Below are 15,690 nucleotides of genomic sequence, written 5' to 3'. Positions count from 1 at the left end.
CTAGACCAGCAGCGAGATGGCGGTTGGTGCGTCATCAGAAGCCTCCGCCAGGTCCTCGAACTCGTTGATCGCATCGATGCCTGCGGCTCCCATCGAGATGTTGGTGACGCGCTCGAGGATGACCTCCACCACCACCGGAACTCGAAACTTAGCCATCAGTTCGCCGGCCCTGGTGAAAGCGGCCTGCAGGTCATCCGGCTCCCGCACCCGGATCGCCTTGCAGCCCAGGCCTTCCGCCACCTTGATATGGTCCACGCCGTAGCCCTCCAGTTCGGGGGCGTTGATGTTCTCGAAGGCGAGGGAGACGTGGTAATCCATCTCGAACCCGCGCTGGGCCTGACGGATGAGGCCGAGGTAGGAGTTGTTCACCACCACGTGGATGTACGGCAGCTTGAACTGGGCACCGACGGCAAGCTCCTCCATCATGAACTGGAAATCGTAGTCACCCGACAGGGCGACGACGGGAGTCCCGGGGGAGGCCTGGGCCACGCCCAGCGCGGCCGGTCCGGTCCAACCCAGCGGCCCGGCCTGACCGCAGTTGATCCAGTTGCGCGGCTGGTACACGTGGAGGAACTGGGCTCCGGCGATCTGGGACAGCCCGATGGTGGAGACGTACTTGGTGTCCCGGCCGAAGGCCCGGTTCATCTCCTCGTAGACCCGCTGTGGTTTGATGGGCACGTTGTCGAAGTGGGTCCTGCGTTGGAGCAGGGACTTGCGCTGGGCGCAGTCCTTGACCCAGGCGTTCCAGTCAGGAAGCCCCTGGACGGCGCGGCGCTCGCGTGCCAGTTCCACGAGGCCACGGAGTGCCTCGCCTGCATCGGAGACGATCCCGAAGTCGGGCGCGAACACCCGCCCGATCTGGGTCGGCTCGATGTCGATGTGGATGAAGGTACGGCCCTTGGTGTACACATCGAGTGCCCCGGTGTGGCGGTTGGCCCAGCGGTTTCCGATCCCGATCACGACATCGGATTCGAGCATCGTCGCATTCCCGTAGCGGTGCGAGGTCTGCAACCCGACCATGCCGGCCATGAGTTCGTGGTCGTCGGGAATGACTCCCCACCCCATGAGGGTCGGGATGACCGGGATGTTGAGCAGTTCCGCCAGCTCGACGAGGTCATCGGCGGCGTCGGCATTGATGATCCCGCCTCCGGCGACTATCAGGGGGCGCTCGGCCCGGACCAACATGTCGAGGGCTTTCTCGAGCTGCCGCGGCGTGGCGGCCGGCTTGGCGGGCTTCAGCGGCTCGTACGTCTCGGGATCGAATTCGATCAGGGTCTGCTGGACATCGATCGGAAGGTCGATCAGCACCGGCCCCGGACGGCCCGAGCGCATCTCGTAGAAGGCTTTCTGGAAAGCGCCGGGTACCTGCGCTGCCTCCAGGACCGTGATGGCCATCTTCGTGACGGGCTTCGCGATCGAGGCGATGTCCACTGCCTGGAAGTCTTCCTTGTGCAGCTTGGCGACGGGTGCCTGGCCGGTGATGCAGAGGATGGGGATGGAATCCGCCCAGGCCGAGTACAGGCCGGTGATCATGTCGGTGCCGGCGGGCCCGGACGTGCCGATGCAGATCCCGATGTTGCCTGCCTTGGCCCGGGTGTAGCCCTCCGCCATGTGCGAGGCACCTTCGACATGGCGTGCAAGGACGTGATGGATCCCTCCGTGGGCGCGCATTGCCGAATAGAAGGGGTTGATCGCTGCCCCTGGAAGGCCGAAGGCCTGCGTGGCTCCTTCCTTCTCTAGGATGAGTACTGCGGCGTCTGCTGCGCGCATCTTTGCCATGGGATTTCCTATCGAAAAGTGTTGGAGTGTATTACCGGGATGCCCGGCCGGACAGTTGCTCGACCAGGATCAGCAGCGCCGAGTGGTCGAGTGAGCCGTGGCCCTGGGCGCGGAGCGATCCCATGAGCTGGGCTGTGAGCGCTCCGAGTGGGATGGCTACGCCTGCCTCCCGAGCGGCGGCGGTGACGATCCCTAGATCCTTGTGGTGCAGATCGACCCGGAACCCCGGTTCGAAGGTGCGTGCCGCCATCGAGGCGGCCTTGCGGTCCAGAATGCGGTTGCCGGCGAGTCCGCCGGCAAGGACCCGAATGGCTGCTTCGGTGTCGACACTGTGGGCTTCGAGGAACACCAATGCCTCGGCCACCAGCTGGATGGTCCCGGCGACGATGAGCTGGTTCGCCGCCTTGACGGTCTGCCCCGATCCCGCCGGGCCGACGTGGACGATGGTTCCGCCGACTGCCTCCAGGACGGGCCGGACAGCCTCGAAATGCTCCGCTTCACCTCCGACCATGATGGAAAGGCTTCCCTCGATCGCCCCCTGCTCGCCCCCTGAGACAGGAGCGTCGAGGGGATTCACGCCGGCTTCGGCTGCGGCCGCTGCGAGCCGTACGCTGACGTCGGGCCGGATGGTGCTGGCGTCCACCCAGTACGCTCCGCTCCTGGCGTTCGCGAACACTCCTTCCTCCCCGAGCACCACGGCTTCGACGTCCGGGGAGTCAGGGACCATGGTGAGGATGATCTCAGCGTCCTTCACTGCCTCTGCGACATCCGCGGCACCGGTTCCACCCGCGGCGACGAGCTTGTCGATCTTGTCCTGGCTGCGGTTGAAACCGGTGACGTCGTGCCCTGCCTCGACCAGGTTCACTGCCATGGGCAGACCCATGATTCCGAGTCCGATTACTGCGATTCTGCTCATTGTCTCTAGTCCTTTGCGTGTCGATGTTCGGGGACGGTTTAGCGGATCAGGTTCCTAGCGGATCAGCCAGGAGAAGGCACCGTCGGCCGGGGTCTTGTACTCGAGTCCGATGAAACCCCCATAGCCGCGGGACCGGCTGCTGTCGATCCACTCCCCCAGGGGCAGCTCGCCGGATCCGGGTGCTCCGCGCCCCGGGGCGTCGGCAATCTGGACATGCCCGAAGTCGGCGCCGAAGCTGCTGATGACGGCCGGGACATCGTCCCCGTTGACCGAGAGGTGGTAGAAATCCGCCAGCAGTCCGATGTTCGCGGCGCCCTCGGCACGCACCTTGCCGATGACATCCATCGCCTGCTGCGCGGTCTTGATCGGGTAGTGCTCGGCGCCGCTGACTGGTTCGAGCAGTACGATGCCGCCGATCCCTGCAACCGCCTTCGATGCGAGCACCAGGTTCTCCACTGCGAGCGCATCCTGTTCCTCCGGGGTCGACCCCTGGGTGCGGTTGCCGTACAGCGCGTTGAACCCCTTGCAGCCGAGCCGTCCCCCGATGCCGGCGACGACGTCGAGGTTGTCCCGGAATTCCTGCGACCGCTCGGGCCAGGACACGAGCCCCCGATCCCCGTTCGGCATGTTCCCCGCGTTGAAGTTCAACCCGGTCAGCTGCACGCCGGCACTGGTGATCGCTGACTCGAACGCGGTGATTTCGGCGTCTGACGGAACCGATTCGGCGAACGGCCACCAGAACTCGACGTTCTCGAACCCCGCTGCCTTGGCGGCGGCGGGACGCTCCAGCAGTGGCAGCTCCGTGAGGAGGATGGAGCAGTTCACGGTGTATGACATGTCAGTTCCTTCGGTGGGGGCTGCGTTACTCGGATTATCGCTTTGTGGAAACCAAGTTCCTTAGAATGGAATAGTAGGGGACCGGTAGCTGGGATGTCAACGAAACCGGCGAGCGGTTCGCACTACCCCCTCGGACAGCTCGAACCGCTGGGAAGCGGGCAGGTACGGGACGATCGGTAAAGTTCTTCCAGGAGGCACGATCATGACCCAAGGACACAGCGCCGTCCCCTCGGTGGTGCCGCAGTTGGCCGTCAGTGTCCTGATGCTGCGCGGGAAGGTGCCCGATCTCGAGATTTTCGTCCAGAACCGCACACTCACCATGGACTTCGCCGCCGGCATGGTGGTCTTTCCGGGCGGCCGCGTGGACGAGGTGGACCGCGTCGCGTCCCGCAGTCGGCCCATTCCTCCGGATCTCCTCGAAGGACACGCACGGTGCTGGGCCGGAACCAGCATCGGGGGCGGGGGCCGAACGGACCTGCTGGCCGCGTCCGCGGTGCTGCTGGCCGCCGCGGTGCGGGAGGTGGAAGAGGAGACCGGTGTCCTGGTACCCGCCCGGGAGCTGAACCCGTGGGCCAACTGGATCACGCCGACAGGGTACGGTAGGCGCTTTGACACCTTCTTCTTCCTGGCCCTGCCGGCAACGTCGCTGGACCCGCAGCACAGGACCACTGAGGCCGATTCATCCCACTGGGCACCGGTGCGGGGCATCCTGCGCGGCGCGGCGGAGGGTCGGCTGAAGTTGATGAGGCCGACCGCCTCTCTGCTGCAAGAACTCGCCGGGAGCACAGGTGGTCTGACGGGGAAGCGCCGAATCCTTCCGGTGGGCCGCCTCTGAATCCACGCCCGGCGAAGCTGCTGACGGGCAGCCTGCCGGTCCTCGCCGCCCGGCAGGGATTCGACCGTGAGGAAAGGACCTAGAGGACGATCTGGCGGTTGACGTCCTTGTAGAGCAGGTAGCGGAAGTTGGACGGCCCGCCGGCATAACAGGCCTGGGGGCAGAATGCCCGAAGGGACATGTAGTCGCCTTCCTCCACCTCCACCCAGTCCCCGTTCAACCGGTAGACCGCCTTACCCTCGAGGACATACAGCCCGTGTTCCATGACGTGTGTTTCGGCGAAGGGGATCGAGGCACCCGGCTCGAAGGTGACGATATTGATGTGCATGTCGTACGCGAGATCCTCGACCGGAAGCATGCGGGTGGTGCGCCACTTGTTGTCCGTGTCCGGCATGGCTCCGGGCTCGACGTCCTGCTCATTGCCGACGACTGCTTGGGGCGTATGCCCGGCCAGGGGCTCGTAGCGTTTCCGGATCCACTGGAACTTGGCCAGGGCCGTACTGCTGTTCTTCGCCCGCCAGCTCGATCCTGCGGGCAGGTAGGCGAAGCCGCCGGGTGTCAGGGAATGGTTTTCGCCTTCGATGGCAACCGAAAGCTCACCTTCAAGGAGGAAGATGAATGAGCCGACCTCCGGCTGCGGCTCCGGAGCCTCGGAGCCGCCCCCGGGCGCCACCTCCATCAGGTACTGGGCGAACGTGGTTGCTCCCCCTGCGACAGGACGGTTGAGCACCCAGGCACGGGTGTCTGTCCATTCGGGCAGCACACTGGTCACGATGTCGCGCAGGACACCCCGGGGGATCACCGTGTAGGCCTCGGTAACGATTGCCCGGTCGGTGAGCAGCGCCGTCTGGGGCGGCAGGGCGGTCCGGGGCGTGTAGTAGCTGGGATCAGACATCGGAGTCCTTCGGGGTGGAGGTTCTTTTCGGGTGTGCGAGCGCCGTGAGGTGACCGATGGTGATGCCGCTCTGGTGCTCGACTTCGTTTTCGTTCAGGGCCCCGCAGGAAAGTCCGCGGTGGATGAACCGCGCAAGGGCGCGGGCGGTGGCCGGTTCATCCAGAACGGTGCTTTCGAGGCCATGCGCATAGTTGCCCAGCCGAAGCGCGGCCTGGCTGAAGCCCTGCAGGTAGAAGAGGTAGGTGGCGATGTACCGCGACGGCAGTTGCGCTGCATGGAGGTCCCACCCCTGGTAGAAGCCGCGCTCGAGGGATCTGCGCACCAGCGAGGAATGGAGCCTCCAGGCGGCAGCGATGTTCTCGTCAGTTCCGAGCGGCAGGATGTTCGTCGAACCGTCCGACAGCCGAACGCCGGTTCCCGCGACGGCCACCTGCATCACCTGCTTGGCGTAGTCGGCGGCTGGATGATCCATGGCCTGGTAGGCGGCAGCTATCTCGAGCGACGCACTGTAGTCGTAGGTGCCGTAGTGGAGCGCAGCTACCCGGCCCTCGCCCCGGTGCAGCAGGGCGGCCACCGGAACCGTGCCGTCGGCTGCGAGAATCAGCTGCGGGGTTTCCATCTGCACTTCGAAGCGGAGCCGGCCGGGCTCGAGCCCGTGGAACTGTTCCAGGGACTCGCAGGCATAAACCATCGCTTCGACCTGGGCCACAGTACTGACCTTGGGAAGCGTCAGTACGAGGCCCTCAGGGAGGCTTCCCGCCTCCAGCAGTCCGGCAAGGAACAGATCGAGGGTGCGAAGACCCCTGGCACGCGTGGGCTCCTCGAAGCTTTTGAAGCGGATTCCGATGAACGGCGGAGCGGTCCCCTCGCTGATCGACCGGCGGACCAGCTCTGCAGCGCTCCGTGCATGGCGATCCTCTTCGGCGTCGCCACGCTCCCCGTAACCGTCCTCGAAATCGAGCCGGAGGTCCTCGATGGGTTCCCGCTGCAGCTTCGCCGTGACCTTGTTCCCGATCTGTTCGACCAGCTCCGGGGGAACACCGACACTGCTGCAGAGAGCATCCACGCCTCCCTGCTGATCCGCAGCGGTCAGGGCCTGACGCCCCCAGTCCCCCGCAAGTGCCGGCGTGAACGTGTCTGCCGGTATGTAGACGGTGTGGACCGGCTGGCGGGTGCCATCGTCACCCGGATAGCCCTGCTGCAGCAGAGCATCGGTTTCCCGCAGCGTCTGATCGATGACCGCATAGTTCCCGGCCCCGAGAACGGGCTCGGCTGCCATCAGCCCACCTCGCATGACGGAGAAGCGAGGATGGTCTCCGCAGCCCTGAACGGCGACGGACGCGTTGCATCGAGAAACATGGTGATGCCTTTCCTAGAAGTCTGCGGATGCGAAGGAGTAGGCCTGGTCCGTTTCGGTCCCGGGTGCCGCTGCCGGGGTGGCAGCGGCGGCACGAACTGCTGCTGCGACGTCGGCGGCGACGTGGGGATCGAACACGCTGGGAACGATGAAGCTGGGATCCAGCTCATCGTCCCCGACCCTCGCGGCGATCGCCCGGGCTGCTGCAACGAGCATCTGCGGAGTGATGTCCGAGACCCCGGCGTCGAGCAGCCCGCGGAAGAAGCCGGGGAAGGCCAGCACATTGTTGATCTGGTTCGGGAAGTCGCTTCGACCCGTGGCGACGACGGCTGCATGCCGTGCAGCGAGGATCGGATCGATCTCAGGATCGGGGTTGGCCATAGCGAAGACAATAGCCTTCCCGGCCATCGACGCGACATGCTCTACGGCAAGGACGTTCGGAGCACTGACGCCGATGAAGACGTCGGCGTCGACGAGTGCTTCATGGAGTGACCCCTCGAATGCCTCCTGGTTCGTGTTGCCCGCGATCCACTGGCGGTGGGGATCGACATGGTCCCGGGCGCTGCTGATGGCGCCTTTGCGATCACAGGCCACGATATGGCGGGCACCCTCCGCCAGCAACAGCTGGATGATGGCGGATCCTGCGGCTCCCACACCGGAAACCACGATGCGCACCTCGCCCAGGTTCTTTCCGACCACCCGCAGCGCGTTGGTGAGGGCCGCGAGGGTGACGATCGCGGTGCCATGTTGATCATCGTGGAACACGGGAATGTCCAGTTCGGCGCGGAGTCGCTTCTCGATCTCGAAGCAGCGCGGGGCCGCGATGTCCTCGAGGTTGACTCCCCCGTATACCGGAGCGAGTGCCTTGACGATGCTGATGATCTCCTCGGTGTCCTGGGTATCAAGGCACACGGGCCAGGCATCGACGTCGGCGAACTGCTTGAACAGCGCAGCCTTGCCCTCCATCACGGGCAGCGCCGCAGCGGGTCCGATGTTGCCGAGGCCCAGCACCGCCGAGCCGTCGGAGACGACTGCGATGGTGTTGCGCTTGATCGTCAGGTTCCGCGCTTCCTCCGGATTCTCGGCGATGGCGAGACAGACCCGGGCGACGCCGGGGGTATAGGCACGTGAGAGATCGTCGTGGTTTCGAAGTGCAACTTTCGGGACGACCTCCAGCTTGCCGCCGAGGTGCATTTCAAAGGTGCGGTCGCTGAGGTGGTGGACCCTTACGCCGTCCAGCTTGTCGAGTGCGTCCCGGACCTGTTCACCATGCGCGGCATCTGTGGTGTTGCAGGTGACCTCCACCATGATGTGGCCGTGGTGGGACTCGGTGACGTCCAGAGCGGTGATGGATGCGCCGGCTGCACCGACGGCTGCAGCCAGCTCCGCCGTTGTCGTGAAGGCTGACGGTGCCTCCACCCTGAGCGTGATTGAGTATCCGGGGCTGGGATTCGCCATTGAGTCTCCTCGAAGATCAGGGATGGGCACTTAGTTTTCGTATTACGGACATTATTATCTGCTGTGCGGAATTACAAGTCGAGCAGCTGCGCGGATGACTCGCTACTTGCAGTCGAGATATTCCGCAAAACGATATAACAATTTCAAAATAGCAGTGGTGTGAGTCACATCCGAGTGCTACAGTTCGAGTCGAAGCCAACGGCGGGCACCCCTTTCCCGGGTAGCTATCAACCAGGCGGACCTGCAAATGAATTCGCAGCAGTCTGGTCGCAGTCGCCTGACCCCTTCGTCGTCGGTGGTGCGAAATGGATGTTGCCCTCGTTAGGGAGTTCCAGATGAGCACCACTACAGAAGAAGAGCAGTACCTCGCCCAGGCCCTGTCTCTCGCCTCGGCCAACGTCCACAACTCAGGCGGTCCCTTCGGCGCGGTCATCGTGACCCCTGACGGCCGGGTGTTCGAGGGCGTCAACCGGGTCACCGCCAACAACGACCCCACTGCCCACGCCGAAGTCATGGCCATTCGGGACGCGTGCCGCTCCATCGGCTCCTTCGACCTCTCGGGAGCTGTTCTGTACACGAGTTGCGAGCCGTGTCCCATGTGCCTGTCGAGTGCGCTGTGGGCCCGGGTGAAGCACGTCGTCTACGCAGCCGACCGGCACGACGCCGCCCGTGCCGGATTCGACGACGCAGTGTTCTACGAATACTTCTCCACCCCGCTCGAGGAACGCTCGATGCCCGTCCGCCAGCACCGCCTCTCCCCCTCCGCGGGAATCGGTGAGAATGCACCCTTCGAGGCGTGGAGCACCCTCACCGCCCGCGTGGATTACTAGGAAGGAAGCGTCATGACACTCATCACCCGCGACAACGATCCCCACGAAGGCCCGGAACCGGAACCGACTCGTTCGCGGCCGGCGGTCAGCCGTTTCTCATCCCTCGACAGCTACTTCCAGATCTCGGAGCGCGGCTCGACGACGGGACGCGAGATCCGCGGCGGCCTCGTCACCTTCTTCACGATGGCCTACATCGTGATTCTCAATCCGCTCATTCTGGGAGGGTTCAGCGCAGAGACAGCAGCCACCGACGTCGAGGGCGGCTGGCTGGCAGCCGCCCAGGTGGGTGCGGTCACGGGCCTCACGGCCGGCGTGATGACCATCATCTTCGGCATCTTCGCCAACCTCCCGTTCGGGATAGCAGCCGGGCTCGGCATCAACTCCTTCCTTGCGGTTTCGGTGATCGGCGACGTGACCTGGGCGGAAGCGATGGGCCTGGTGGTCATCAACGGCCTGCTGATCGTGTTCCTCGCGGTCACCGGTGCTCGGACGGCGATCTTCAACGCGGTCCCTCGGCAGCTCAAGGCCGCCATCACCGTCGGCATCGGCCTCTTCATCGCCTTCATCGGGTTCGTCGATTCGGGTTTCGTGAGCAGGACAGCGGGCGGTCCCCCGGTGCAACTGGGAGACAACGGCTCCGTCACCACGCTGCCGACCCTGATCTTCCTCATCGGCGTGATCACCATGGGCATCCTGATGGCCCGCGGGGTCAAGGGCGGACTACTCATCGGTATCGTGACCACCACCATCATCGCGGTCGTCGTCGAGGCCTTCCTCGACCTGGGGTTCACCGGACCGGACAATCCGGGCGGCTGGCACCTGAACGCCCCTGTCATCCCGAGCAGTATCGTCTCGATCCCGGACTTCAGCCTCATCGGGCAGTTCAGCTTCGGTGCCTTTGACCGCATCGGCGTCCTTGCTGCCACCATGCTGGTCTTCACCCTGGTCTTCACCAACTTCTTCGACGCCATGGGGACCATGACCGGTCTCTCGAAGAGCGCCGGGCTCGCGAACAAGCAGGGGAACTTCCCGCGCCTCAAGTCGGCCCTGATCATCGAGGGCGTCGGGGCGGTTGCGGGCGGAGGCACGTCGAGCTCATCGAACACCGTCTTCATCGACTCGGCCGCCGGCATCGGTGAAGGTGCCAGGACCGGCCTGGCCTCGGTGGTCACTGGGTTCCTGTTCCTTGCGGCGATGTTCTTCACCCCCCTGACGGCAGTTGTTCCACTGGAGGTCGCCGCTTCTGCACTGGTAGTGGTGGGAGCCATGATGGTCGCGCAGATCCGCGAGATCAATTTCCAGAACTTCTCCATCGCACTGCCGTCATTCCTCACCATCGTCACCATGCCGCTGACCTACTCCATCGCCAACGGCATCGGCGTCGGGTTCATCACCTGGGTGCTGATCCGGGCAGGTTCCGGCAGGGCCGGCAAGATCCACCCGCTCATGTGGGTCGTTGCCGCCGGTTTCCTGGTGTACTTCGCGCGCGGTCCCGTGACGGCCTGGCTGGGAGGCTGACCGCACTCCTCCGAAGGGTGGGTGGGCGGGCGAGCTTACTGCTCCCCGACCCGCCCATCGGCGTGTAGCCTCGCTGCTAAGGGAAGGGACGTCATGCACAAACCGATGCGGATCGCGGCACTTGCCGTCCTGCTCGTCGCACTCGGGCTTCTTGCATTCGCCCAGTGGCTTCCGGCCCTGGCGTTCCTGCCTGCCGGTACAGCGATGCTGCTGTGGAACGGGCACCACTTCCCGACGACTCCCCCGCAGAAGTCGCGGGAAAGTGAACCGCCCTACGAGTGAGAATTCCGTCGGGTGAGCAGCTGACAAACGAATGTGGGCCCAGCCATTGGCTGGGCCCACAATCGTCTACGGCCGTACAACGCCCGCTGGCACGACGGCGTCGGCAAGAGCGCCGGGGCCGGCGTCTTGATCATGCCGGACCCTACGGGACGGCGCCCGTCGCGACTGGTTCGACCTCGCGTTCCCCATTCCGCTCGCCGGGGTTCGACGGAAGAAGCTGGAGCAGCCTGGCCGCAACACTGATGGCGATCACGGCAGGAGCCTTGCCAGTGATATCCGGAAGCCCGATGGGGCAGCTGATGCGCTCGACGGCGGCCTCCGCGTGCCCCTCGGCGAGCAGTCGGACACGGAACCGGGACCATTTCGCGCTGGAGCCGATCAGGCCGATCGAGCCCAGATCGCCCCGGCGCAGCGCGGCATCGCAGAGGAGGAAATCCTCGGCATGGTCGTGGGTCAGAATCAGCACGTGCGAGCCGGCCGGCAGCCCGCCCAGCACCGAGTCCGGAACGGGGCTGTGGACGGGGTGGACGTCGGCGGACCCGCCCACGACGTCGGGAAGCTGTTCAGTACTCACCTGATCGGCGCGGCTGTCCACCAGGTACAGCCGGATGGGCAGCCGGGAAAGGATCCGGGCCAGCTCGTGGCCGACGTGCCCCACGCCGAACACTGCGACGATGGGCCGGGGCAGGAACGGTTCGAGAAGGACGTCGACAACACCCCCGCAGCATTGCTTCCCGTGCCGGGTCACCGCATGCTCGTTGAGCGGAAACGTAAGGCTTTCGGGCAGGGTGCTGCCGGCGTCGAGCATTGCACGGGCCCGGTCCGCCACCGTGGCCTCCAGGTTGCCGCCACCGATGCTGTCCCAGGCGCTCTCGGCACCGACCAGCATCTTCGCGCCGGCCTCCCTCGGAGCATGGCCGCGCACCCCGGTAACCGTGGCGAGCACCCCTGGCCGACCACTCGAGCGCAGAAGTTGCAGTGCCTCCAGCCAATCCATGTCAGTCCATCTCAGTGTGCCGGTGTGGGAACCGGGAGAGGCACCGGGACCGACTGCGCGGCAGTGGTCCCTGCGTCCTGTGCAGCCTGGGCGTCCCGGGCCCGCGTGATCGCCCAGTAGACCGCCTCGGGAGTGGCAGGGCTGGCGAGCTCGACCTCCCGGCCCGCGGGACCGAAGGCCGCGGCGGCCTGGCGGAGCGCTTCGCGGACACTGAAGGCCAGCATGATCGGCGGCTCGCCGACCGCCTTCGATCCGTAGACCACGCCGTCCTCGGTTGCCTTCTCGAAGAGGTGGACGTTGAACTCCTCCGGCATCTCGGAGAAGCTGGGCAGTTTGTAGGTGCTTGCCGACTGGGAGGCGAGACGTCCGCGGTGCGGTCCATCGGAAACGTCCCAGCGCAGCTCCTCCAGGGTCAGCCAGCCAGCTCCCTGGACGAAACCGCCCTCGATCTGCCCGACGTCGATCATTGGCGACAGGCTGTCGCCGACGTCGTGCACGATGTCGGTCCGCAGTTGCCGGTACGCGCCGGTGAACCCGTCGACCTCCACCTCGGAGACCGCCGCTCCGTAGCTGAAGTACTTGAACGGCTCACCCTGCATGCGGGCACTGTCCCAATGCAACCCCTCGGTACGGTAGTAGCCCGCGGCCCAGAGGGAGACCCGCTGGAAATACGCGTCGCGCGCCAGGTCGGCGAAGGGAATCCCCGGGTCGGAGAAACCGATCCCGGTGACGATACCGTTGGCGAACCGGACGTCGTCGGGGTGGATGTTCAGTTTGCGTGCCGCCACCTCGGCCAGGCGGTTCCGGATCTGGTCGCAGGCATTCTTGACCGCCCCACCGTTGAGGTCGGCGCCCGAGCTGGCCGCGGTCGCCGAGGTGTTGGGCACCTTGTCCGTGCGGGTGGGAGCCAGGCGGACGATCTCCAGCGGCACGCCGAGGGCGGTGGCGGCCACCTGTCGCATCTTCGTATGCAGCCCCTGGCCCATCTCGGTACCGCCGTGGTTGATCAGGATCGACCCGTCCTTGTAGACGTGCACCAGCGCGCCGGCCTGGTTGAACGCGGTGAGGTTGAAGGAGATCCCGAATTTCACCGGAGTGATGGCCAGGGCCCGCTTCAGGTGCGGGTGTGAGGCGTTGAACGTTCCGATCTCCTCCCGACGCCGGTCGACGTCCGCGCGGTCGTGCAGTTGTTGCCAGATGGCATGGAGCCGCTCGGCGTGCCGGACCGGCTGTCCGTAGGGCGTGCTCTGCCCCGGGACGTAGAGGTTCCGCTTCCGGAGTTCGCCGGCGTCGAGGCCCAGCAGCGGGGCGCATCGCCCCAGAATGTCCTCGATGACGAACATGCCCTGCGGGCCGCCGAAACCGCGGAAGGCCGTCTGGGAGGTCTTGTTGGTCTTGGCGATCCGACCGTGGACCTCCACGTTGGGGATCCAGTAGGAGTTGTCGATATGGCACAGGGCCCGGGCCAGGACCGGCTCCGACAGGTCGAGGCTCCACCCGCCGTCGCTGGTCAGCGTCGCCTTGAGCGCCTGGATACGGCCCTCCTCATCGAAACCGGCCTCCCAGCGGGCATGGAACGGGTGCCGCTTGCCCGAGAGGGTGATGTCCTGGGTGCGGTTGAGCCGCAACCGCACCGGTCGGCCGGTCAACGTGGCTCCCAGTGCGGCGATGGCCGCATAGCCGTGCGGCTGCATCTCCTTCCCGCCGAAGCCGCCTCCCATCCGCAGGCACTGCACCGTCACCTCGGAGCTCTGCAGACCGAGGACGTGGGCCACGATTTCCTGGGTCTCCGTCGGATGCTGCGTGCTGCAGTGCACGAGTACCTGCCCGCCCTCGTCGACGTAGACGAAGGAGGCATGGGTCTCAAGATAGAAGTGCTCCTGGCCACCGAACTCGATGTCGCCGCTGAAGCGATGCGCAGCAGCGGCCAGCGCGGTATCCGCCTCACCGCGGGTCAGGGTCGGCCGGTTGCCCTGGAAGCTCTCCGCCTCCATGGCCTCCGTCAGGGTCAGCAGGGACGGCAGCGGCCGGTAGCCGACCTGCACGGCCTCAGCGCCGAGGCGTGCGGCCTCGAGAGTCTCCCCCAGAACCCAGCACACGGCATGCCCGTAGAACATGACTTCGCTGGGGAAAAGCGGTTCGTCGTGCTTGATGCCGGCGTCGTTGATCCCGGGCACGTCCGCCGCCGTCAGGACCCGGACCACTCCCGGGATCTCCAGCGCCGCTTCGGTGCTCAGCGACTCGACCAGTGCATGCGCATGCGGGGCCTGGACGGGCCAGGCATGCAACACGTTCTGGCTGCGGACGATGAGGTCATCGGTGTACAGCGCCTCGCCGGTGACGTGGAGGTCTGCACTCTCATGGGAGACCGGCACACCCACCACGGGATTGACTGGTCGATCAGCGAGGGATTTCACCGGGATACCTCCAGGGTGGCGGGTTGCGTCTGCGCATGGAACCGAAGCATGGACTGTTCGAGCATGGCCGAGCGGTAGCGGGCACTTGCCCGCAGGTCATCGATCGGCGTGCCTTCCGTGGCCAGAACGGCTGCGGCGGCTGCGGCGACGTCATAGGTCCACGGTCGGCCCAGCAGCGCCTGCTCGGTCCGAAGTGCCCGGAGAGGAGTGGCCGCTATCCCTCCCACGCCGACGCGCACGGAGGAGACGGTGTCGCCGTCGAGCTGGAGCGCGAAGCCGACCGCGACACTCGAGATGTCGTCGAAGCGGCGCTTCGCGATCTTGTAGAAGGCTGTCTGCCCGGCAAGGGGCAGCGGAATCCGCACCGCCCGGAGGAGTTCGCCGGGCTTCCGGACGCTCTGGCGGTATCCGGTGTAGTACTCGCTCAAGGGGACTTCCCGTTCACCGGTTCCGGATGCCAGGACCACGGAGGCGTCCAGTGCCAGCAGCGCAGGTGCGGAATCGCCGATCGGTGAGCCGGTCGCCAGGTTGCCGCCGAAGCTGGCGGCATTGCGGATGAGCCGGGAAGCGAACTGGGGAAAGAGCTGATTCAGCAGCGGCACCCGCCCGTCCAGGCCGCGCTCTACTTCCGAGAGGGTCAGGGCCGCGCCGACTTCGATCCGGTCGGCGCCCACCGTGAGTACCCGCAGGGGTTCGAGCCGGTCGATCGCTACTACGAGGGAGGGCCGGGAGTGCCGAAGGTTGATCTCCACCCCCAGGTCGGTGCCGCCCGACACCAGCTTGGCTCCGGGGTTCTCCCCGAGCAGCGCGAACAGTTCGTCCATGGTCTGCGGGCGGACGAACCGCGCGCCACCGACCGTGCTGTGCGTGGGGCGGGCAGGCGGCGCCGGGCTGTCCTGGCGGCGCAGAAGCGGATCGGTTCCCTCAGGAGCGCTGAGGGCATAGGCGGCGTCGCGGATGGGGCGGTACCCGGTGCACCGGCAGAGGTTTCCGCTCAGGGCGTGCAGGTCGAAGCCGTTGGGACCGGTTTCGTGGTCGGTCGCGTGTTCCTCACCGACGGCGGCGGTTCCCGTCTGCGCCTGGCCGTCCGAGGCCTCGTTGTTCGAGTTTTTCGAGTTTTTCGAGTTGTTCGACACCTCTGTGCCGCGCTCGGGCCGGTAGTATTCCGCCGCCATCGAACAGACGAAGCCGGGGGTGCAGTAGCCGCACTGGGAGCCTCCACGCTCCGCCATCTCCTCCTGGACCGGGTGCAGCTTCCTCACCGCGCAGGCTCCTGGCGCAGTGCCGAGCCCCTCCGCGGTCACGATCTCCTGGCCGTCGAAGGCGAGAGCAGGAGGCAGGCACGCATTGACCGAAGTCCACCGGCTGCCGTCGGAGCCGTCCGGCCGGGAAACCATCACGGCGCACGCACCGCATTCTCCCTCGGCGCAGCCTTCCTTGGACCCGGTCAATCCCTCATCCCGCAGCCAGTCGAGCAGGTTGGTGTGCACGCTCGCCCCGCAGCTCCGCACCTGTCCATTGACCGTTACCTGAATCCGTTCCATGCTGCACGCTCCTCAACGTTCCATC

13 protein-coding genes are annotated in these 15,690 nt (G+C 65.9%); 4 read left to right on the top strand and 9 right to left on the bottom strand.

The window, feature by feature from the left end; all coding sequences use genetic code 11:
• The 3 genes from gcl to IWX75_RS06710 are packed head-to-tail and all read right to left on the bottom strand — an operon-like array spanning position 1 to position 3,532.
• Complete coding sequence (gcl, locus tag IWX75_RS06720) at positions 1–1,779, bottom strand: glyoxylate carboligase (RefSeq protein ID WP_196821477.1); 1,779 nt, start codon at positions 1,777–1,779, stop codon at positions 1–3.
• Between the two features lie 31 nt (positions 1,780–1,810).
• On the bottom strand, positions 1,811–2,695 hold the full coding sequence (locus IWX75_RS06715; RefSeq protein ID WP_196821476.1) for a 2-hydroxy-3-oxopropionate reductase: 885 nt from the start codon (positions 2,693–2,695) through the stop codon (positions 1,811–1,813).
• Positions 2,696–2,749: 54 nt separating this feature from the next.
• Positions 2,750–3,532 carry a hydroxypyruvate isomerase family protein gene (locus IWX75_RS06710; protein ID WP_196821475.1) on the bottom strand — a complete coding sequence of 261 codons (783 nt, stop codon included), beginning with the start codon at positions 3,530–3,532 and terminating at the stop codon, positions 2,750–2,752.
• Between the two features lie 202 nt (positions 3,533–3,734).
• On the opposite strand from IWX75_RS06710, the gene IWX75_RS06705 reads away from it, so the two are divergent.
• Positions 3,735–4,367, top strand: coding sequence for an NUDIX hydrolase (locus IWX75_RS06705; protein WP_196821474.1), 633 nt, complete (start codon positions 3,735–3,737; stop codon positions 4,365–4,367).
• Between the two features lie 79 nt (positions 4,368–4,446).
• Here IWX75_RS06705 and IWX75_RS06700 read toward each other — a convergent pair whose 3' ends face one another.
• The 3 genes from IWX75_RS06700 to IWX75_RS06690 form a co-directional block, all read right to left on the bottom strand.
• Entirely contained in the window at positions 4,447–5,262 is an 816-nt protein-coding gene (locus tag IWX75_RS06700; RefSeq protein WP_196821473.1) for a bifunctional allantoicase/(S)-ureidoglycine aminohydrolase, read from the bottom strand.
• Positions 5,255–6,541, bottom strand: a complete 1,287-nt coding sequence (locus tag IWX75_RS06695; protein WP_196821472.1) for a DUF6986 family protein — start codon at positions 6,539–6,541, stop codon at positions 5,255–5,257. The genes IWX75_RS06700 and IWX75_RS06695 overlap by 8 nt, the downstream gene beginning before the upstream one ends.
• Before the next feature lie 93 nt (positions 6,542–6,634).
• Positions 6,635–8,077, bottom strand: coding sequence for an NAD-dependent malic enzyme (locus tag IWX75_RS06690; RefSeq protein WP_196821471.1), 1,443 nt, complete (start codon positions 8,075–8,077; stop codon positions 6,635–6,637).
• 335 nt (positions 8,078–8,412) lie between these two features.
• On the opposite strand from IWX75_RS06690, the gene IWX75_RS06685 reads away from it, so the two are divergent.
• The 3 genes from IWX75_RS06685 to IWX75_RS06675 all read left to right on the top strand — a co-directional run bounded on the left by IWX75_RS06685 (position 8,413) and on the right by IWX75_RS06675 (position 10,707).
• The gene (locus IWX75_RS06685; protein WP_196821470.1) at positions 8,413–8,907 is read left to right on the top strand and encodes a nucleoside deaminase; all 495 of its coding nucleotides are present in this window, start codon (positions 8,413–8,415) and stop codon (positions 8,905–8,907) included.
• A gap of 12 nt (positions 8,908–8,919) precedes the next feature.
• Complete coding sequence (locus tag IWX75_RS06680; protein WP_196821469.1) at positions 8,920–10,425, top strand: NCS2 family permease; 1,506 nt, start codon at positions 8,920–8,922, stop codon at positions 10,423–10,425.
• A gap of 93 nt (positions 10,426–10,518) precedes the next feature.
• Positions 10,519–10,707 carry a hypothetical protein gene (locus IWX75_RS06675; protein WP_196821468.1) on the top strand — a complete coding sequence of 63 codons (189 nt, stop codon included), beginning with the start codon at positions 10,519–10,521 and terminating at the stop codon, positions 10,705–10,707.
• 142 nt (positions 10,708–10,849) lie between these two features.
• Here IWX75_RS06675 and xdhC read toward each other — a convergent pair whose 3' ends face one another.
• From xdhC to IWX75_RS06660, 3 genes are read right to left on the bottom strand one after another with little or no spacing between them, the layout of a single operon-like run.
• Positions 10,850–11,704: a xanthine dehydrogenase accessory protein XdhC gene (xdhC, locus tag IWX75_RS06670; protein WP_196821467.1), complete on the bottom strand. Its 855-nt coding sequence runs from the start codon at positions 11,702–11,704 to the stop codon at positions 10,850–10,852.
• Positions 11,705–11,715: 11 nt separating this feature from the next.
• Positions 11,716–14,121, bottom strand: a complete 2,406-nt coding sequence (xdhB, locus tag IWX75_RS06665) for a xanthine dehydrogenase molybdopterin binding subunit (protein WP_196821466.1) — start codon at positions 14,119–14,121, stop codon at positions 11,716–11,718.
• Entirely contained in the window at positions 14,118–15,665 is a 1,548-nt protein-coding gene (locus IWX75_RS06660; protein WP_196821465.1) for a xanthine dehydrogenase small subunit, read from the bottom strand. Before IWX75_RS06660 ends, xdhB begins: the two co-directional genes overlap by 4 nt.
• Positions 15,666–15,690: the final 25 nt, after the last annotated feature.

Origin of the sequence: Arthrobacter sp. CAN_A6, assembly GCF_015751715.1 — a bacterium.
GTDB lineage: Bacteria > Actinomycetota > Actinomycetes > Actinomycetales > Micrococcaceae > Arthrobacter_D.
This window is presented reverse-complemented; position numbering and strand designations above follow the sequence as displayed.